The 13,815-nt window shown below is 67.6% G+C and carries 14 protein-coding genes; 6 read left to right on the forward strand and 8 right to left on the reverse strand.

Features of this window, described 5'->3' with window-relative positions; translation table 11 throughout:
• The coding region (locus tag ACF08M_RS33805; protein WP_392186332.1) for a transposase at positions 1-144 on the forward strand (144 nt) is incomplete at its 5' end.
• 578 nt (positions 145-722) lie between these two features.
• On the opposite strand, the gene ACF08M_RS33810 is transcribed toward ACF08M_RS33805, so the two are convergent.
• Positions 723-2,033 (reverse strand): serine hydrolase domain-containing protein, encoded by a 1,311-nt coding sequence (locus tag ACF08M_RS33810; RefSeq protein WP_392189090.1) that lies wholly within the window; start codon positions 2,031-2,033, stop codon positions 723-725.
• 159 nt (positions 2,034-2,192) lie between these two features.
• A complete protein-coding gene (gene lysA / locus ACF08M_RS33815) occupies positions 2,193-3,536 on the reverse strand; it encodes a diaminopimelate decarboxylase (RefSeq protein WP_392189091.1) in 1,344 nt (447 codons plus the stop codon).
• Between the two features lie 87 nt (positions 3,537-3,623).
• On the opposite strand from lysA, the gene ACF08M_RS33820 reads away from it, so the two are divergent.
• The gene (locus tag ACF08M_RS33820) at positions 3,624-4,850 is read left to right on the forward strand and encodes a PucR family transcriptional regulator (protein WP_392189092.1); all 1,227 of its coding nucleotides are present in this window, start codon (positions 3,624-3,626) and stop codon (positions 4,848-4,850) included.
• Between the two features lie 128 nt (positions 4,851-4,978).
• On the opposite strand, the gene ACF08M_RS33825 is transcribed toward ACF08M_RS33820, so the two are convergent.
• The gene (locus tag ACF08M_RS33825) at positions 4,979-5,944 is read right to left on the reverse strand and encodes a S1 family peptidase (protein ID WP_392189093.1); all 966 of its coding nucleotides are present in this window, start codon (positions 5,942-5,944) and stop codon (positions 4,979-4,981) included.
• 236 nt (positions 5,945-6,180) lie between these two features.
• Between ACF08M_RS33825 and ACF08M_RS33830 the strand changes: the two genes are divergently transcribed.
• A complete protein-coding gene (locus ACF08M_RS33830) occupies positions 6,181-6,405 on the forward strand; it encodes a hypothetical protein (protein WP_392189094.1) in 225 nt (74 codons plus the stop codon).
• Positions 6,406-6,618: 213 nt separating this feature from the next.
• Here the strand turns inward: ACF08M_RS33830 and ACF08M_RS33835 are convergent, their stop codons facing one another.
• The 3 genes from ACF08M_RS33835 to ACF08M_RS33845 all read right to left on the reverse strand — a co-directional run bounded on the left by ACF08M_RS33835 (position 6,619) and on the right by ACF08M_RS33845 (position 8,291).
• Entirely contained in the window at positions 6,619-7,134 is a 516-nt protein-coding gene (locus ACF08M_RS33835; protein ID WP_392189095.1) for a GNAT family N-acetyltransferase, read from the reverse strand.
• Positions 7,135-7,359: 225 nt separating this feature from the next.
• Positions 7,360-7,614: a hypothetical protein gene (locus tag ACF08M_RS33840; RefSeq protein WP_392189096.1), complete on the reverse strand. Its 255-nt coding sequence runs from the start codon at positions 7,612-7,614 to the stop codon at positions 7,360-7,362.
• Positions 7,615-7,619: 5 nt separating this feature from the next.
• The gene (locus tag ACF08M_RS33845; RefSeq protein WP_392189097.1) at positions 7,620-8,291 is read right to left on the reverse strand and encodes a DUF4232 domain-containing protein; all 672 of its coding nucleotides are present in this window, start codon (positions 8,289-8,291) and stop codon (positions 7,620-7,622) included.
• A gap of 682 nt (positions 8,292-8,973) precedes the next feature.
• On the opposite strand from ACF08M_RS33845, the gene ACF08M_RS33850 reads away from it, so the two are divergent.
• The 3 genes from ACF08M_RS33850 to ACF08M_RS33860 are packed head-to-tail and all read left to right on the forward strand — an operon-like array spanning position 8,974 to position 11,794.
• Positions 8,974-9,360: a hypothetical protein gene (locus ACF08M_RS33850; protein WP_392189143.1), complete on the forward strand. Its 387-nt coding sequence runs from the start codon at positions 8,974-8,976 to the stop codon at positions 9,358-9,360.
• A 23-nt stretch (positions 9,361-9,383) separates the two neighbouring features.
• Positions 9,384-10,280, forward strand: coding sequence for a caspase domain-containing protein (locus ACF08M_RS33855; RefSeq protein WP_392189098.1), 897 nt, complete (start codon positions 9,384-9,386; stop codon positions 10,278-10,280).
• Positions 10,277-11,794, forward strand: coding sequence for an LCP family protein (locus ACF08M_RS33860; RefSeq protein WP_392189099.1), 1,518 nt, complete (start codon positions 10,277-10,279; stop codon positions 11,792-11,794). The genes ACF08M_RS33855 and ACF08M_RS33860 overlap by 4 nt, the downstream gene beginning before the upstream one ends.
• A 334-nt stretch (positions 11,795-12,128) precedes the next feature.
• Here ACF08M_RS33860 and ACF08M_RS33865 read toward each other — a convergent pair whose 3' ends face one another.
• Together ACF08M_RS33865 and ACF08M_RS33870 are read right to left on the reverse strand one after the other, a co-directional pair.
• Positions 12,129-12,965: an ABC transporter permease gene (locus ACF08M_RS33865; protein ID WP_392189100.1), complete on the reverse strand. Its 837-nt coding sequence runs from the start codon at positions 12,963-12,965 to the stop codon at positions 12,129-12,131.
• Positions 12,962-13,783: an ABC transporter ATP-binding protein gene (locus ACF08M_RS33870; protein WP_392189144.1), complete on the reverse strand. Its 822-nt coding sequence runs from the start codon at positions 13,781-13,783 to the stop codon at positions 12,962-12,964. The genes ACF08M_RS33865 and ACF08M_RS33870 overlap by 4 nt, the downstream gene beginning before the upstream one ends.
• Between the last annotated feature and the right edge of the window lie 32 nt (positions 13,784-13,815).

A 13,815-nucleotide genomic window follows, 5' to 3' on the forward strand; every position in this document is an offset into this window, starting at 1 on the left:
CTGCGGGCCGAATACACAGGCCGCATCAACCGCATCGGCATGGGCTCGGTCTTCTGGTCCCGCTCCTACTTCGCGGGCTCGTGCGGCGGTGCACCACTCACGGTGATCCGTCAGTACATCGAGCAGCAAAAACGTCCACTCTGACGCGCAGGTCAAGGCGGTCTCAAGATGCGTTTCCCTCCCCGGCCGAAGCCGGGGATACCCACGCAAGACCAGGGATGGGGAGGTGATGCCGGGCCTGCTTGAGCCGATACCGGCATGTGCTGGGATGCGCAGCGAGCAGTCTCGCTGCGCCGGCCATGTCGCGGCCACATGCGGTGGCGGCCCGTGCCCGAGGGCGGCAGCACGGCGCGGACGTCACCGACGGTGACCTCGCACAGGGTGGTATTCGCGCCCTGTGCCCAGCGGGTCAGGGCCGGCGGCGCCCTCGACAGATGCAGGCGGATGGTCGACTCCGTGCGCGGCCGGCGGCGCGGCACGAGGGTGCTGCCGTCCCGCACCGCCTCCAGCACACGCCCACCTGATGGGCCATCACGTGAACCAGCGCAATACCGGGACGTCCTGGCGAGGACCCACTCATGCACACTGGCTAGGAACGGTGAAGCCCCTGGTATGAACTGGTCTGTCAAGATCAAGTCCGGGTACCCGGGGCTTCACGAACTCTCCTCACGCGGCGTCTTGATCCGTTGCTGTCAACAGCTCAGTGACACCCGACGCTTGGTTCAACTTGCGGTCGCGTATGTCTTGGCGAGCTGCTTCCAGATGACGTCCGCGGGACTCTGTTTCACCGTAAACTTGTTCGCCACGACGACGAGCGTCACTCCGCGCTCAAGATCGGTTGCGCCCTGCGAGCTGAACCCGGGGTAGCTGCCGTGATGGCCCTGCCAGGTCCGATCTCCCACGACATCGCGCTGCGTGCCCATGCCATAGCTGCCGAGGGATGCGGCTGACTGCGGTGTTGGCGTGATCATCGCGTCGACCGTCCTGGGCGACAGGAGCTTGTGGCGGACAAACAGCGCGTCCAGGAACTGTGCGGCGCCGAGGGCGGTGCCGGAGAACAGGCCATCGGTGAACGGCAAGCCATACAAGTCGGTTGGAATGCCCTTGGCACCGTAAGCAGTGAAGATGTCGGACAGCGGCCCGTTGTCCTCCAGTGTGTAGTAGCCGTGCGCGAAGTGGCGCAGCGCGCGCTCGGAACGCTGGAAGGTGACCTGGTCCTCCGTCATCGGCTTCACTTCGCCTGCGCGCAACAGGAAGCGCTGGATGGCGCGCTCAAGCGCCTTGTCACCGCCCGCCGTTTTGCTCAGCACTCGCCCGAGCACGAGATAGCCGGTGTTGGAGTACTCCTGGCGCGCACCGGGCTTGACCGGATCATGGATGCCTGCATTTATCTTGGCGAACGTCCACGGTTTGTCCGGGTCGTATCGCTTGCCGACACCCTTGGACGTGAACGGCATGAATGGCGCCACAGCGGGATCGGCGTACGCATCTGGGTAACCGCTTGTGTGCGTCAGCAGCATGCGTAGCGTGACGGTGTGCGAGCCCGCGACTTCGTCCCCCAGGTACTTGCTGATCGGTGTGTCGAGATCGAGCACGCCGGCTTCGACCTGGTGGAGGGCGAACGCGGCGATCATCTGCTTGCCGAAGCTGGCGTAGTTGAACAGCGTCTTGTCGGTGACAGGCGTTTGGGACTTCCGATTCGCCATGCCCTGGCTTGACGACCAGACCAGGCGGCCGTTTTTCATCAGCACCGCCTGAATTCCTGGGTCGCCTACATCGGCAGATGCACGCTTGAGTGCCTGATCCAGCTTCCGCGAGAGGTCTTGCTGTCGACTCGCGGGGGCAGGGTGATCGTCGCCGGCTCGAGCGGCTTGCGGCGGATTCGCAACCGCAAGGCTGACGATGAGTGCGGCGGCCGCTATACCGGCTGCCCCACTCACGAGCCAGCGTGTTCTGCCCTTTCGCAAGTATCGCCGAAAGTGGCTTCCTGCCCTCGGCGGTGAGCTGCGCAGGTCCTTGCTGCTCCTTGTCATCGATGCATTCCTTTCGCTTTGACGATCCGTTCGAGAGCGGGTCGTGATGCGCGGCAGCCACAAACGCTTGAGCGCTCGCGCAGGAAAAACGAGCCCGCCGGGAGCACCAGGGCACTCGCGGTGTGCAGCGCCTGCAGGACGTGCAGGATGCAGCGGAGGTCAGGCCGGGGGCAGGTCGCGACCGATCAGGTCGGCGTAGGTCTCGCGGCGAACCACCGGCCACGAGCGCCCGTCCCTGCAGAAGATCACCGGGGGGCGCAGCGCGCCGTTGTAGTTGTTGGTGAGCGAGTAGGTGTAGGCGCCGGTGGCCGGGACGGCGATCAGGTCTCCGGGGCGCGGATCTTGCAGCAGTACGGTGCCAGGGGTGATGACGTCGCCTGACTCGCAGTGGCGGCCCACGAGCCGGTGCGGCCGGCCGCCGCCGACACGGGTCGCCACGGTTGCCTCGAACCGCTGCCCGTAGAGGGCCACCTCGAGGTTGTCGCCCATGCCGCCGTCCACGGCCACGATCGGTTCGTCGCCGGAGCGTTTGACGGTGGCGACCCGGTAGAGCGTCATCCCGGTCTCGGCCACCATGGACCGGCCGGGTTCGATCAGGAGGCCGGCGTTGGCCGGCAGTTCGCGGCGGGCGGCTCCGACGAGGGCGTCCAGGTACTCCTCGACGCTCGGCGGCCGATCGTCATAGGTGTAACGAGCGCCGAGGCCACCGCCCAGGTCGTAGACGTCGAATTCTCCGAGCTGAGCGGCTGCCTGCACGGCGCGCTCGAACGGCTCGGTGTCGAGGATCTGCGACCCCACGTGGACATGCACGCCATCGAGCCGCAGAAGCGTGGAAGAGCGCAGCCGCTCGACGGCCAGGCGGGCCTGCTCCATCGGCATGCCGAACTTCGAGCCGCGCTGTCCGGTGGAAACTGCCTCGTGGGTGTCCGGGTGGATGTCGGGAGTGAGCCGCACCAACACGCCCTGCCGACGGTCGCTGTCGCTGCGGGCGGACCGCAGGCCGGGCTCGGAGAGGAGCGCCTCCAAGTGGTTGATGTCGTCGAAGTCGTCGACGACGATCAGGCCCACACCCGCCTCCACCGCGAGCCGGAGCTCCGCCGTCGTCTTGGCGTTGCCGTGCATGACCATGTCCGCCGGGTCCGCGCCGCCCGCGCGTGCGAGTGTGAGTTCGCCGCCGCTGGCGACGTCCGCTCCCAGGCCCTCCTCGGCGATCAGCCGGTAGATGGCAGTGCAGGGAAAGGCCTTGGAGGCGAACACAACCCTGGAGTTGGCCCAACGCGCGGCGAGACCGTCGGCGTAGCTGCGGGCGCGGGCGCGCACCGCGGCTTCGTCGACGACCAGGGCAGGTGTGCCGTACACCTCGGCGAGCTCAGTCGCGGCGCATCCGCCGACGAGCAGTTCGCCGTCGGGCGTGGTCGAGCTGCCAGGCGGGAAGAGGCCGAGGACGTCCCTGTCCTGGTGCGGCGCTTCGGCTGGCGCAGTCTGTGCGGTCCGTGTCGGCATGAGCAGCCCGTTTCCATCGATGAGTTGCGGAACATAGTGCGGTTCGGGGCCAGAAAATTCGTTGTCGATTCTGCCTATAATCACGTCATGGATCGGGCGAAGCTGACAATCTCGAACGCGACTGCGGAAGGCACCAGCGAGGAGCTGTTCGCACTCGCGAACGCGGTGGCCGCGGTCATCGGCGGCTCCGTCGCGATCGAGGACCTTGACCGGCGTGTGCTGGCCTACTCCTCGCTTCCAGGCCAGCGCATCGACGAACTACGCCGTCAGGGCATCCTCGACCGCCACGTTCCGGACCTGCCGGGGCAACAGGACCAGTACCGCAAGGTCCTTGCCTCGACCGGAGTCCTGAGGATGCAGGTCCTGGCCCCGGACGAACTGCCGCGCGCGGCGATCGCCATCCGCGCCGGCAACATGCCCCTCGGCACGGTCTGGGCGATCGAGGGCAAACACCCGCTCGACGCTCACGGCGAGGAAGTGCTCCAGGACTGCGCCCAGCTCGCCGCCCTGCACATGCTGCGCAGCCGCAGCGCCGCCGAGCTGGACGTCCAAGCCCGCGAAACCGCGCTGCGCGCCGCACTCAGCGGGCAGAGCGCAGGCCGCGACACCCAGTTCGCGCTGGGACTGCCCGAGCGGCAACGCATCACCCTCCTCGGCATCGCCCCCGTGCGCACCCCCAGAAGCGAAGCACCGCCCGTCGTCCGGCTCGGTGCCGCGGCAGTCAGCCACTGGGCGGCCGTCAGACCGGAGGCCGCCGTGGCGACGCTCGGTCGCACTGTCTACGTGCTGCTGCCCGAAGCAACCGAGCAGACAGCACGCCGCCTAGCAGAACAGGCACTCGCCACGCTCGCACCTTCGTCCCCTACCGACCTGCGCGTGGCGCTCAGCCGTCCAGCACACGAACCCGATCAACTGCCTGAACTGCGTGCGGAAGTCGACGTCATCCTGCGCGTCACAACGCTCGATCCAAAGGCGCACCGGATTGCAAGTACGGCACAGGCACACGCCCGCATCCTCCTTGCGCGGTTCGCGGACGAGATCGCCCGCTCGCCCAGGCTTCGCCATCCTGGCATCGACGCGATGACCACGTACGACCACGAGCACCAGACCGAGTACGCGGCCTCAGTGAGCGCCTGGCTCGACGCAGGCGGCAACGCGGCGAAAGCCGCCGAACAGCTCACCATTCACCACAACACGCTCAAGTACCGGCTGCGGCGAGCACGTGAGCTGTTCACCCTCGACCTCGACCACCCGGACGACCGCCTTTCGTTGTGGCTGCAACTCCGCGCATCCCGCGACATACCCCCGCAATGACTCCTCCTCTTCGGTGGACAGCAGGCGAAAACGACGCCGGCAGGCAGACGGCGCGTGCACCGCTCCGGGATGGGCGAGGGGCGGCGGCCCGTGGCGAGGGGGCCGCCTTGGGGTTGCGGCGGTTTCGCTCAGGCGGCGTGGCGGGTCTTGCGGCGGCGTACTGCGAGGGCGGTGCCGCCACCGGCGACGACCAGCACGGCGGCCACGCCGGCAATCGCCGCGGTGTTGTCGTTCGTGCCGGTCTCGGCGAGGTCGGAGCCCTTGGCCTCAGTCGACGGAGCGCTGTTGGTCTTCATGGTCTTGTGGATCCATCCCGCGTAGGCGGGCGCGCTGGTGTAGAGGCCGGGGCCCTGCGAGCACGGCACGCCCGGGGCGCCGGGCCCCGAGGTGACACCGATCAGCTCCCAGCGGCCGTCCCGGCCCTTTTGGACCTGCGGTCCGCCGGAGTCCCCGTGGCACGCCATGGCCTTGGGCACGGTGGTGATCGTGCACAGCCGGGTCCGGTCCGCGTAGCCGGGCGCGCACTCGGACCCGGCGCCCCTGCGGGTGTTCAGCTCCTGCAGCCGGTCCGGGAACTTGAACTCGCCGTCGGCGGTGGTGCCGAAGCCCAGGAGCCGGGTCGGCGTGCCGGGCTTCCCGGGCTGCTCGGCGATCTTGATGGGCTTCTGGGTGACCGGGCGGTCCAGGCGTACCAGCGCGATGTCGTCCTTGTTGGCGGCCTTGTTGTCGCCGTTCACATAGCCGGGGTGGACGAAGGTCCGGTCGATCTTCCGGACGGTGCCGCCGGACTTGCGGTGGTCGCTGCCGATCCGCACGATGCCGTCCAGCTTGATGCCCTCGACCTTCAGGCAGTGAGCCGCCGTCAGCACCCACTGCTGATCGATCAGCGACGCCCCACAGTTCCCGTCGACCAGACCCTGTTCCGGGGCCGACTCCGGGATGGTCGCCATGAACGGGTAGGTCTCGGTGGAGTCCGACCCGTTGACGATGGCTTCGGCGCTGCCGGCCATGACAGTGACGCAGGCCGCAGCGGCGAGAGCGCCGACTGCAGCAGTGCGGGCGGTACGGCGGCTCGGCGACTTGAAGCTGAACACAGAGGGTTCCCTTTACTCGGTGGATCCGTATGCATTCAGCATCGTTCTGCGAAACCTGCTGCACCATCCGGGCAACGGGTCGGTCGATGATGTGGCTAGCCCCCCCTCTATACCGAGGAAACTCGGGGGCCGGAGCGTTTCCGCCCCACTCAGATCACCCAAACGGTGATCCATCCGACCTACTGTCCTGGCGAAGTGAATGTGCCAGGTAGCGAGCCGTTGACCGCGCCGACGACGTGTGCCCCGCGCAGCTCGTCGGCGTCAGCCGGACCATCATCCGCTTCACCACCGAGGTCCTCACCGAGAACGGCCAGGACGTCGACGACGTCCTGGCCCGGCTCCAGGCCGCCGGAGTCGAGCAGGGCATCGCCGCGTCGGGCCGACGGGCGGCACCACCGTGCAGGCGCGGCGCCCACCAGGTGGCGTCCACTCAGTGGAAACCATCCGCCTTCGGCCGGTGACGTCCACTCCCCCGCCATCAGGGAGTGGACGCCACTCGGTGGACTCCACCGAGTGGGCCGCGCGCCGGGAGCACCCTCACCCATGCCTGGTAAGTGCGGTGATCCGGTTCTTCCGGAGACGGGGTCGGCGGGACTTCCCGGCGGCGAGACGATGGCGGCGGCGTGTGTCCGATTCCCTGATTCGAGGCGTGCGGGAGGACCGGTTCGGCGCGCTCAGCTCGGTTTCACCAGCCGTGCTTCGATGAGTCCGATCCTGCTCTCTTCATCTGCGCGAGTCGTGCCATCGAGCCGGAAACCCGATCGTTCATAGAAACGTATTGCTGAAGTGTTGGGAACATACGCGTACACGCACAACGGGCTGTAGCCCCTCCCCTGCAGGTCGGCTACTGCGTGCCCGAAGAGCTGCCTGCCCAGACCAGTGCCGATGCGCTCAGGCTCGATGTACAGACCATAGACCTCGGCAGCGCGAGGACCGAGATCCGGATCCTGGTCCTGATCGCTCGGTCCTGTTCGGCAGAAACCGACTACGGCATCGCTCTCCTGGACGATCCACAAGCGGTGCTCATCCGGGATTTCGGCCAAATACTCGGCCCACTCGTCAGCGTCCTCCACGGGATCGAGCCCGCGAAGATACTCCCGGCTCATGAACCCGGCGTACGCCTCTCGCCACGCGCGCACTTTCAGATCACCGATGGCACGCGCATCGGTTGGAACAGCAGAACGGATCATGGGCCGAGTGTAGGAAGGCTTCGGCAGGGACAAAACCAGTTTTTCATCGGGCCGTGCCGCGGTGACGCAGGTCCCCGGCGGGCGGCACCACCGGGTGCCGGGCCACTCCACTCGGTGGGCGGTCGGGTGTATTTCTCCTTGACCTGGCGCCGTGTCAAGGAGAATTACGCCCGGCCCGCTCGGTGGATCCACCGGGTGCGTGCGGTGCAGTGCGTCGTGCGTGGCTCAGTGGTCGCGGCCCGCTCCCCTGCCCTGGTCCGACCGGGTCGTGTGGTGCTGCTGTTGGCCGGCAGGACTGGCCGTGTCGCTCGGCTGCTCGGGCTGCGGCCGGTCGGCGGTGGCGCGGCGGCGGGCTTCGGCCGCGCGGGTGAGGGCGGCCAGCCGGTCCAGGTTCTTGGGTGTCCGCAGCCACGTCGCCGGGTCGCCCTCCAGCAGCTCCGGCATCGCGGCCTGCTGATGGGCAGGGCCGGCCGCGCGCACCGCCCTTACTCGGTCGTGTGCGTGGGATAGACCTCGACGTCGGTGTAGGCGCCCTTGATGTCCCCCGCGCCCGCGGGCCACTTCAGGCTCACGGTGTGGGTCTCGTTCGGGGGCGTCACCAGGATGTTGGTCGGGGACGCGAGGCTGTTGCCGCTGTTGTCGATGTCGTAGGCGAGGTTGAAGACAGCGGCGTCGCCGGGCTTCAGGATGGTGATACGCGGCTGGGCGTGGCCGCGCTCGATGGGGTTCGAGGTGTTGTCGGCGTCCTTGATGTCGACGCCCGCGAAGCCCGTCGCCGAGCAGGTGGTCGAACCCCGGTTGATCATGGTGATGTCGATCCTGCCGGAGTCCTTGTCGGGCGCGGCGTCCCTGGCATCGATGGCCAGGTCCTTTGTCTTGCAGAACGTGACCTTGCCGCCGGTCTTCGTCGCGCCGGTCGCGGCGCCGGCGCGGGCCCCGGTGTTCTCACCGGAGCCCGACTTCGCGTTGACGGCCTCCGGGCCGCCGGAGCCCGAACCGCCCCCCGGCTTCGAGCCACCGTCCGAGGACGAAGAAGACGAGGACGAGGAGCTCTTGGAGGACGAGTCCTTCCCGGAGCCGTCGCCGCCACAGGCGGTGAGTGAGAGGGTGGCGGCGACGCCGATGGCGGCGAGAGCTGTGATGCGGGTGTACTTCATGGTGTTCCCCCAGGAGTAGCGCGGTGCATGCGGTCGGAAGTATTTGTATCCCGCACCGAGTCACAGGCGGTCCTCCGCGACGTCTTCGTTCTGTCACAGGCGTATTGACCTCACGGCCGGCCTGCAGCATCTCGTCCGGGTGAGTACGGGGCCGGCGGCTCCGCCGAATACGAAGCCCGCCCCGGCAACCCCGGCCGGTGGGACTTGGTCGGCGGCATCCCCTGGGCTTCCGTCTCTGCGATGGCGCCCCGCCGCCGGGCGTGGGGCAGGCGGTGTCGTCAACCACCGTCCAGAAGTAAGGGTGTGAGTGACCGCGGCGGTCGCGGTGGTGGGGGCGACGGTCATCACGGCCCCGGCCAGGGCCGAGACGGCGGTGAGGAGCGCGATACGGCGCGGAAGGCGAATCATGACCCTCATGATTCGGCGCCGGCACGGTGCAGAACCGTTGCTGTGGAGGTCGTTTCACTCTGTCGGGCAGGAAGTCGTACCGGGCCCTCAAGAGTTGCCCGGGGCCACCCGGACTGAGCACAGGGGATGGATTCGCGCCATGCATGCGCAGCACAACCCCGCTCACGGTATCTGCTGACGTTCGTCGCGGCCTGCCCGATAGACCACGGTGTGCTCCCCGCGTGCCATGATGACTAGCTCAAGTGACGTCTTTTGAGGGGTCGTTGTGTCAGGTATGCACGGCGGAGCAGAACTGAAGGTGGCTGTCGAGAGCCCGGAGGAGTCAGGCGCTGGGGCGCATGTGATCGCGCTGCGCGACTGGCTGGTCTCCGAGGATGCCCTGCGCGGCCGGGTGAGGCCCCACCGACAGCCTCCCCTCCCTGGTCACATGGGCTCCACCGTGGAAGTGCTGACGGTGGCCCTTGGCTCGGGCGGCGTTCTGGCAGTGCTCATCCAATCGGTGTGCACCTGGCTCACCTCTCGCGGCACCGACGTCAAGATCACGATGAGTACTGAGGACGGGCAGCGGATCGAGGTGGACGTCAAGCGTGCAGCCGATCCTCAGGCGCTGCTGCGGGAGGTTGCGGAACGGTTCCCGGCATCCAGTGAGCAGCCCAGGTGAGTGGCCCACGTTTCCCGGAGGGTATGGCCAGCCGGGCGGTGCTCATCGGGACAGGTACGTTCCAGGATTCCAAGTTGCCTGATATCCCTGCCGTGCGAGCGAATCTGGACGCATTGCGGCGGACCCTCACTCACCCGGTTCATGGTGTATTCGCGCCCGAGCACTGCATGGTGGTGGATAATCCCAAGGACCAGAGCACGGCCGGAGCGGCGCTGTCCCGAGCGGTTCGTGAGGCCGAGGACCTGCTGTTGGTCTACTACTGCGGGCACGGCCTGCTCGATGACGCCGGGCTTCTGCACTTCGCCCTGACTGAATCCGAATCCGAGAACGTTGGTTTCTCTGCCATCAACCTCGACCTGGTGAAGCGGATGGTCGGCGGGGCCCGAGCCAAGGCCCGAGTGCTCTTGCTGGATTGCTGCTTTTCGGGACAGGCGGTCTCGGCTATGGCCGGACCGGACGATCTGGCCCTGGGACAGCTGAGCCTGACCGGCACCTACACTCTGACGTCCACCACGGCCACCGCCCCCTCTCATGCCCGGCCCGGCGCCGCCCATACGGCGTTCACCGGGGCGATGCTGCAGGCGCTGACAGTTCCCGGTCCGCTCACCCTGGACGAGGTGCACCGCCACGTCGAAAAAGAGCTGGCCGGGCTCGGCCTCCCCTGTCCGCAACGGCGCTCCGTCGGTGCGGTCGGCGACCTCTCCCTGGTCCGGGGGCCTGTCAGAGACACACAGGCCGCAGCCAATCCGGACCAGACCAGGGCTGGGACCGAGCCGACGCTTTCATCGGAGCGTCCACCCGAGCCAGATGTGCCGGCGCGGAAATCGGCCTCAGGAGGGATGAGGGGCTCGACCTCATCAAGACCGTCCGCGAACAGCCCGGGGCGGTGCTCTCCAAGGCACTCGAACAAGCCCGCATGACGCCCGAGACTGCGGAGGAAGGTCGCCCTCACACCATCCGCGAAACCGTTGTCACCCAGCGCACCCGAACACCAGAACCTGCTGCGGGACGTCGCAAAGCGAATCCCGAGAAGTCCGGCAAGAAGAAGGTCCTGGTGTGGACTGGCGGGATACTCGCCTTCCTGCTCGTGGGTGGTGGCACCGTCGGCTATCTCGTTTACCAGAACTTCAATCACAGCATCACGGCTGTCTCCACCGACGGGGCCGGGACCGGCGGCTTCAGTAAGGACCGGGCCATCAACGTCCTGGTGATCGGCACCGACAAGCGCGCCGGCAAGGGAAACGAGAGCTATGGGAACGCCGGGACAAGCATCCTCTTCCACGTCTCCAAGGACCGCACGAACGCGACTGCACTGAGCGTCCCGCGCGACCTGATAACGGACATCCCCGACTGCCCAACGACCCTGGAGAACGGGAAGAAGAAAAACATCCCGGGGACCCGCGGCGGGCGCTTCGACACCAGCCTCGGGCAGTCCGAGCGCACCCCCAGTTGCACCATGCGGACCGTCACGCAGCTCACCGGCATCGAGATCGACCACTTCATGGTGGCCGACTCCAACGCGGTCAAGACGCTGACGACCGCCGTCGGGGGCGTGGACATCTGCCTCGCCAAGGACATCAACGACAAGGACTCCCACCTCAAGCTGTCCAAAGGCGAGCACACCATCCAAGGTGAGCAGGCCCTGGCCTTTCTACGTACCCGGCACTCCGTCGGATCCGGCGACGACCTGAGCCTCATCGAAATCCAGCAGCTTTTCCTGGGCTCACTGATGCGCAAGCTGAAGTCCAGCGACGCCCTGACCAGCCACACCAAGACGCAGTCGCTGGCGGAGACGGCCGCAAGGACGCTCACCGTCGACAACCGGATCGGCGACATCAACCAGCTGAGGGACCTGGGTACGGAGCTGACCTCGGTCGACCCCAGGAACATCACCTTGACCACAGTCCCGGTGCTGAGCGACCCGGATGGCACGATGCCCGTCGCCCTCGACAAGCCCAAGGCGGCGCAGGTCTTCTCGATGCTGCGCAAGGACGTCTCCTTCACCGAGACGAAGAAGAAGGAGAAGGCCGAGAACGACGCCAAACTGAAGGGCGAAATGGCCAGCTCGGCGGACGTACGGGTCAACGTCTACAACGGCAGCAACAGCGCAGGTGCCGCGACTGAGACCGTGGATTGGCTGCGGAACGAAGAAGGCGTGCTGAAGTCCTCCAACATGATGAACGCACCAGCGATGGTGGAGCAGACCCAGCTCGTCTACGCACCCAACCATGCGGACCAGGCACGCCGGCTGGCCGACCTGATGGGCCTGCCAGCCGCGGCCCTCAAGCCGACGAAGACGGACGCGGGCGCCACGGAGCCAATGGTGCTGACCCTTGGCCGCGACTTCACGGAGGCAGGCACCCCGCTTACGGCCCCGGACAGGACCTCGGCCGGCCAGCAGGTCCAGGCGGACGAGGCCGTCTGCGTGCAATAGCCGCGGCCTCCAGAAGCAGTGGGCCAGGCGGCCCACTGCGCCAGTCAGGCGACGGGGTTGGACCATGAACAGAGGTGTCGGCGGGGGGACGGACGCATGAGCCCTCTGGGAAGAGATCAAGACGCACGGCTACCGTGGCAGCTACGGAGCCGTCCGTGACTGCCTCCAACCGTTTCGCACCACCCCGATCGCGGACCGTCGCCGGGTGGATCCTGACCCATCCCTGCACCCTGCCGGAGAACGATCGACTCAAGCTGAAGTCAGTGCTCGCACGCTGCCCTGAACCGGACGCGCTCACCGGTCACGTCCGCGCGTGTCGCGGCTCGCGCTGGCCTCACCCGACCTTCTGCAGGGCGCGTTCGCGGCGCGCGGCGATGCTGGAGCCGGACTCCCTGCGCGCCATCCGGCGCAGCACGACCGGTGCCACGAGCAGGCCGAACACCGCCCAGGCGCCCAGTACGCCGACCGTCTCCAGGTGCCGCCACGACTCCCCGATCTCGACGGCCACAGCGTCGGACGGCAGCAGTGCGGAGCGCATGCCCAGGCCGAGCCAGTAGACCGGGAATACCTGGGCGATCCATTGCAGCCACTCCGGCAGCGCGGTGACGGGGTAGAAGATGCCCGAGATTGCGATCATCCCGAGGACGGGCAGCTGGATCAGCCCCTGCGAGCGTGCGCTGGTGAACACCGAGCCGAGTATGGCGCCGATCGGCAGGGTGGCCACCATGCCGAGCACCGCGACCCAGGCAAGACTCAGCCACGCGTCCACACCGAGGTCGAGCCCGTCGATGAGGAACAGCCCGGGGATCAGGAAGATCGTCAGGTCGGCCAGCAGTCCGCCGGAGACCGAGAGGACCTTGCCGATGAGGTAGCCGGTCATGCCGTGGGGGGTGGCCTTGGCGCGCAGGAGAGTGCCGTCCTCGCGTTCCGCGGTGAGCAGCTGGCTCATGCTGACCATGCCGAAGGAGGCGTTCATGCCCAGGATGCTCGGCAGTGCGAGGGTGCCGAGCAGCAGCCCTGTGCTCCCGAACTCGGCGTCACGCATGAACCACAAGGCGCCCAGCATCAGCAGCGGCCAGAGCAGGTGGCTGGACAGCTCCGCTCCGTTGGTGAACGACTGTCGCAGCTCGATCAGGCCGCGTGTCAGGCCGGCGCGTATCGCACAGGTCATCGTGGAGCCTCCGCCTCGTGCACGAGTGCCAGATACGTCTGTTCCAGCGAGGCGCGGTGGACTTCGAGTTCGTTGATCTCCTCGCCGTGCTGCTGGAAGAGCTTGCGTACGAAGTCGGTCGACTGCGGCGTCGACCGGCTGAAGCGCTGCTCGCCGTGCCGCCACCGCACGCGGTCCTCGCCGGCGATCTGCCGGGCCAGTTCGTGCGGGGAGCCGTCGGCGAGGATCCGCCCGCGGTTGAGGATCACGATGCGGTCGGCGAGCTTCTCCGCCTCGTCCAGGTCGTGGGTGGTCAGCAGGACCGTGGTGTCCAGGCGGCGCACCAGCTCGTGGAACTCGCGCCTGGCCTGAGGGTCGAAGCCGGTCGTGGGTTCGTCGAGGAACAGCACGTCGGGGCGGCCGACGATGCCGAGCGCCACGTCCATGCGGCGCCGCTGCCCGCCCGACAGGGTTCTGATCTTCTGGTCGGCTTGCGCGGTCAGGCCGACCGCGTCGACGAGTTCGTCCGGCTCCCACGGGGTGCGTGCGCAGCATGCGTAGTAGGAGGCCTGGTGGGCGAGGAGTTCGCGGACCCGCCATTTGCCGTGGTCGCGCCAGGACTGGAGCATGACGCCCACCCGGGCGCGCCACCGCTCGTCGGCGTGTGCCGGGTCGGTGCCGAGCACCTGCACACGGCCGGCCGAGCGCATGCGGAAGCCCTCGAGGATCTCGATTGTGGTGGTCTTTCCCGCGCCGTTTGGCCCTAGTAATGCCACCACCTCGCCTGGCTGTACCCGGAACGTCACGTGGTGCAGGACGTCGGCGCTCCCGTACCGCATGCGCAGCCCTTCAACGCTCAGGGCGGCCTTCG

Origin of the sequence: Streptomyces sp. NPDC015032 (genome assembly GCF_043080425.1) — a bacterium.
Taxonomy (GTDB): domain Bacteria; phylum Actinomycetota; class Actinomycetes; order Streptomycetales; family Streptomycetaceae; genus Streptomyces.

Bases quoted from the DNA above. Each gene is read 5' to 3' on its own strand.
- ACF08M_RS33835 (WP_392189095.1), bottom strand. From the start codon at position 7,134: ATGATCCGTTCTGCTGTTCCAACCGATGCGCGTGCCATCGGTGATCTG.
- ACF08M_RS33810 (WP_392189090.1), bottom strand. From the start codon at position 2,033: ATGACAAGGAGCAGCAAGGACCTGCGCAGCTCACCGCCGAGGGCAGGA.
- ACF08M_RS33850 (WP_392189143.1), top strand. From the start codon at position 8,974: ATGCACGGCGGAGCAGAACTGAAGGTGGCTGTCGAGAGCCCGGAGGAG.
- ACF08M_RS33870 (WP_392189144.1), bottom strand. From the start codon at position 13,783: ATGCGGTACGGGAGCGCCGACGTCCTGCACCACGTGACGTTCCGGGTA.
- ACF08M_RS33855 (WP_392189098.1), top strand. From the start codon at position 9,384: ATGGCCAGCCGGGCGGTGCTCATCGGGACAGGTACGTTCCAGGATTCC.
- lysA (WP_392189091.1), bottom strand. From the start codon at position 3,536: ATGCCGACACGGACCGCACAGACTGCGCCAGCCGAAGCGCCGCACCAG.
- ACF08M_RS33820 (WP_392189092.1), top strand. From the start codon at position 3,624: ATGGATCGGGCGAAGCTGACAATCTCGAACGCGACTGCGGAAGGCACC.
- ACF08M_RS33865 (WP_392189100.1), bottom strand. From the start codon at position 12,965: ATGACCTGTGCGATACGCGCCGGCCTGACACGCGGCCTGATCGAGCTG.
- ACF08M_RS33845 (WP_392189097.1), bottom strand. From the start codon at position 8,291: ATGAAGTACACCCGCATCACAGCTCTCGCCGCCATCGGCGTCGCCGCC.
- ACF08M_RS33860 (WP_392189099.1), top strand. From the start codon at position 10,277: ATGACGCCCGAGACTGCGGAGGAAGGTCGCCCTCACACCATCCGCGAA.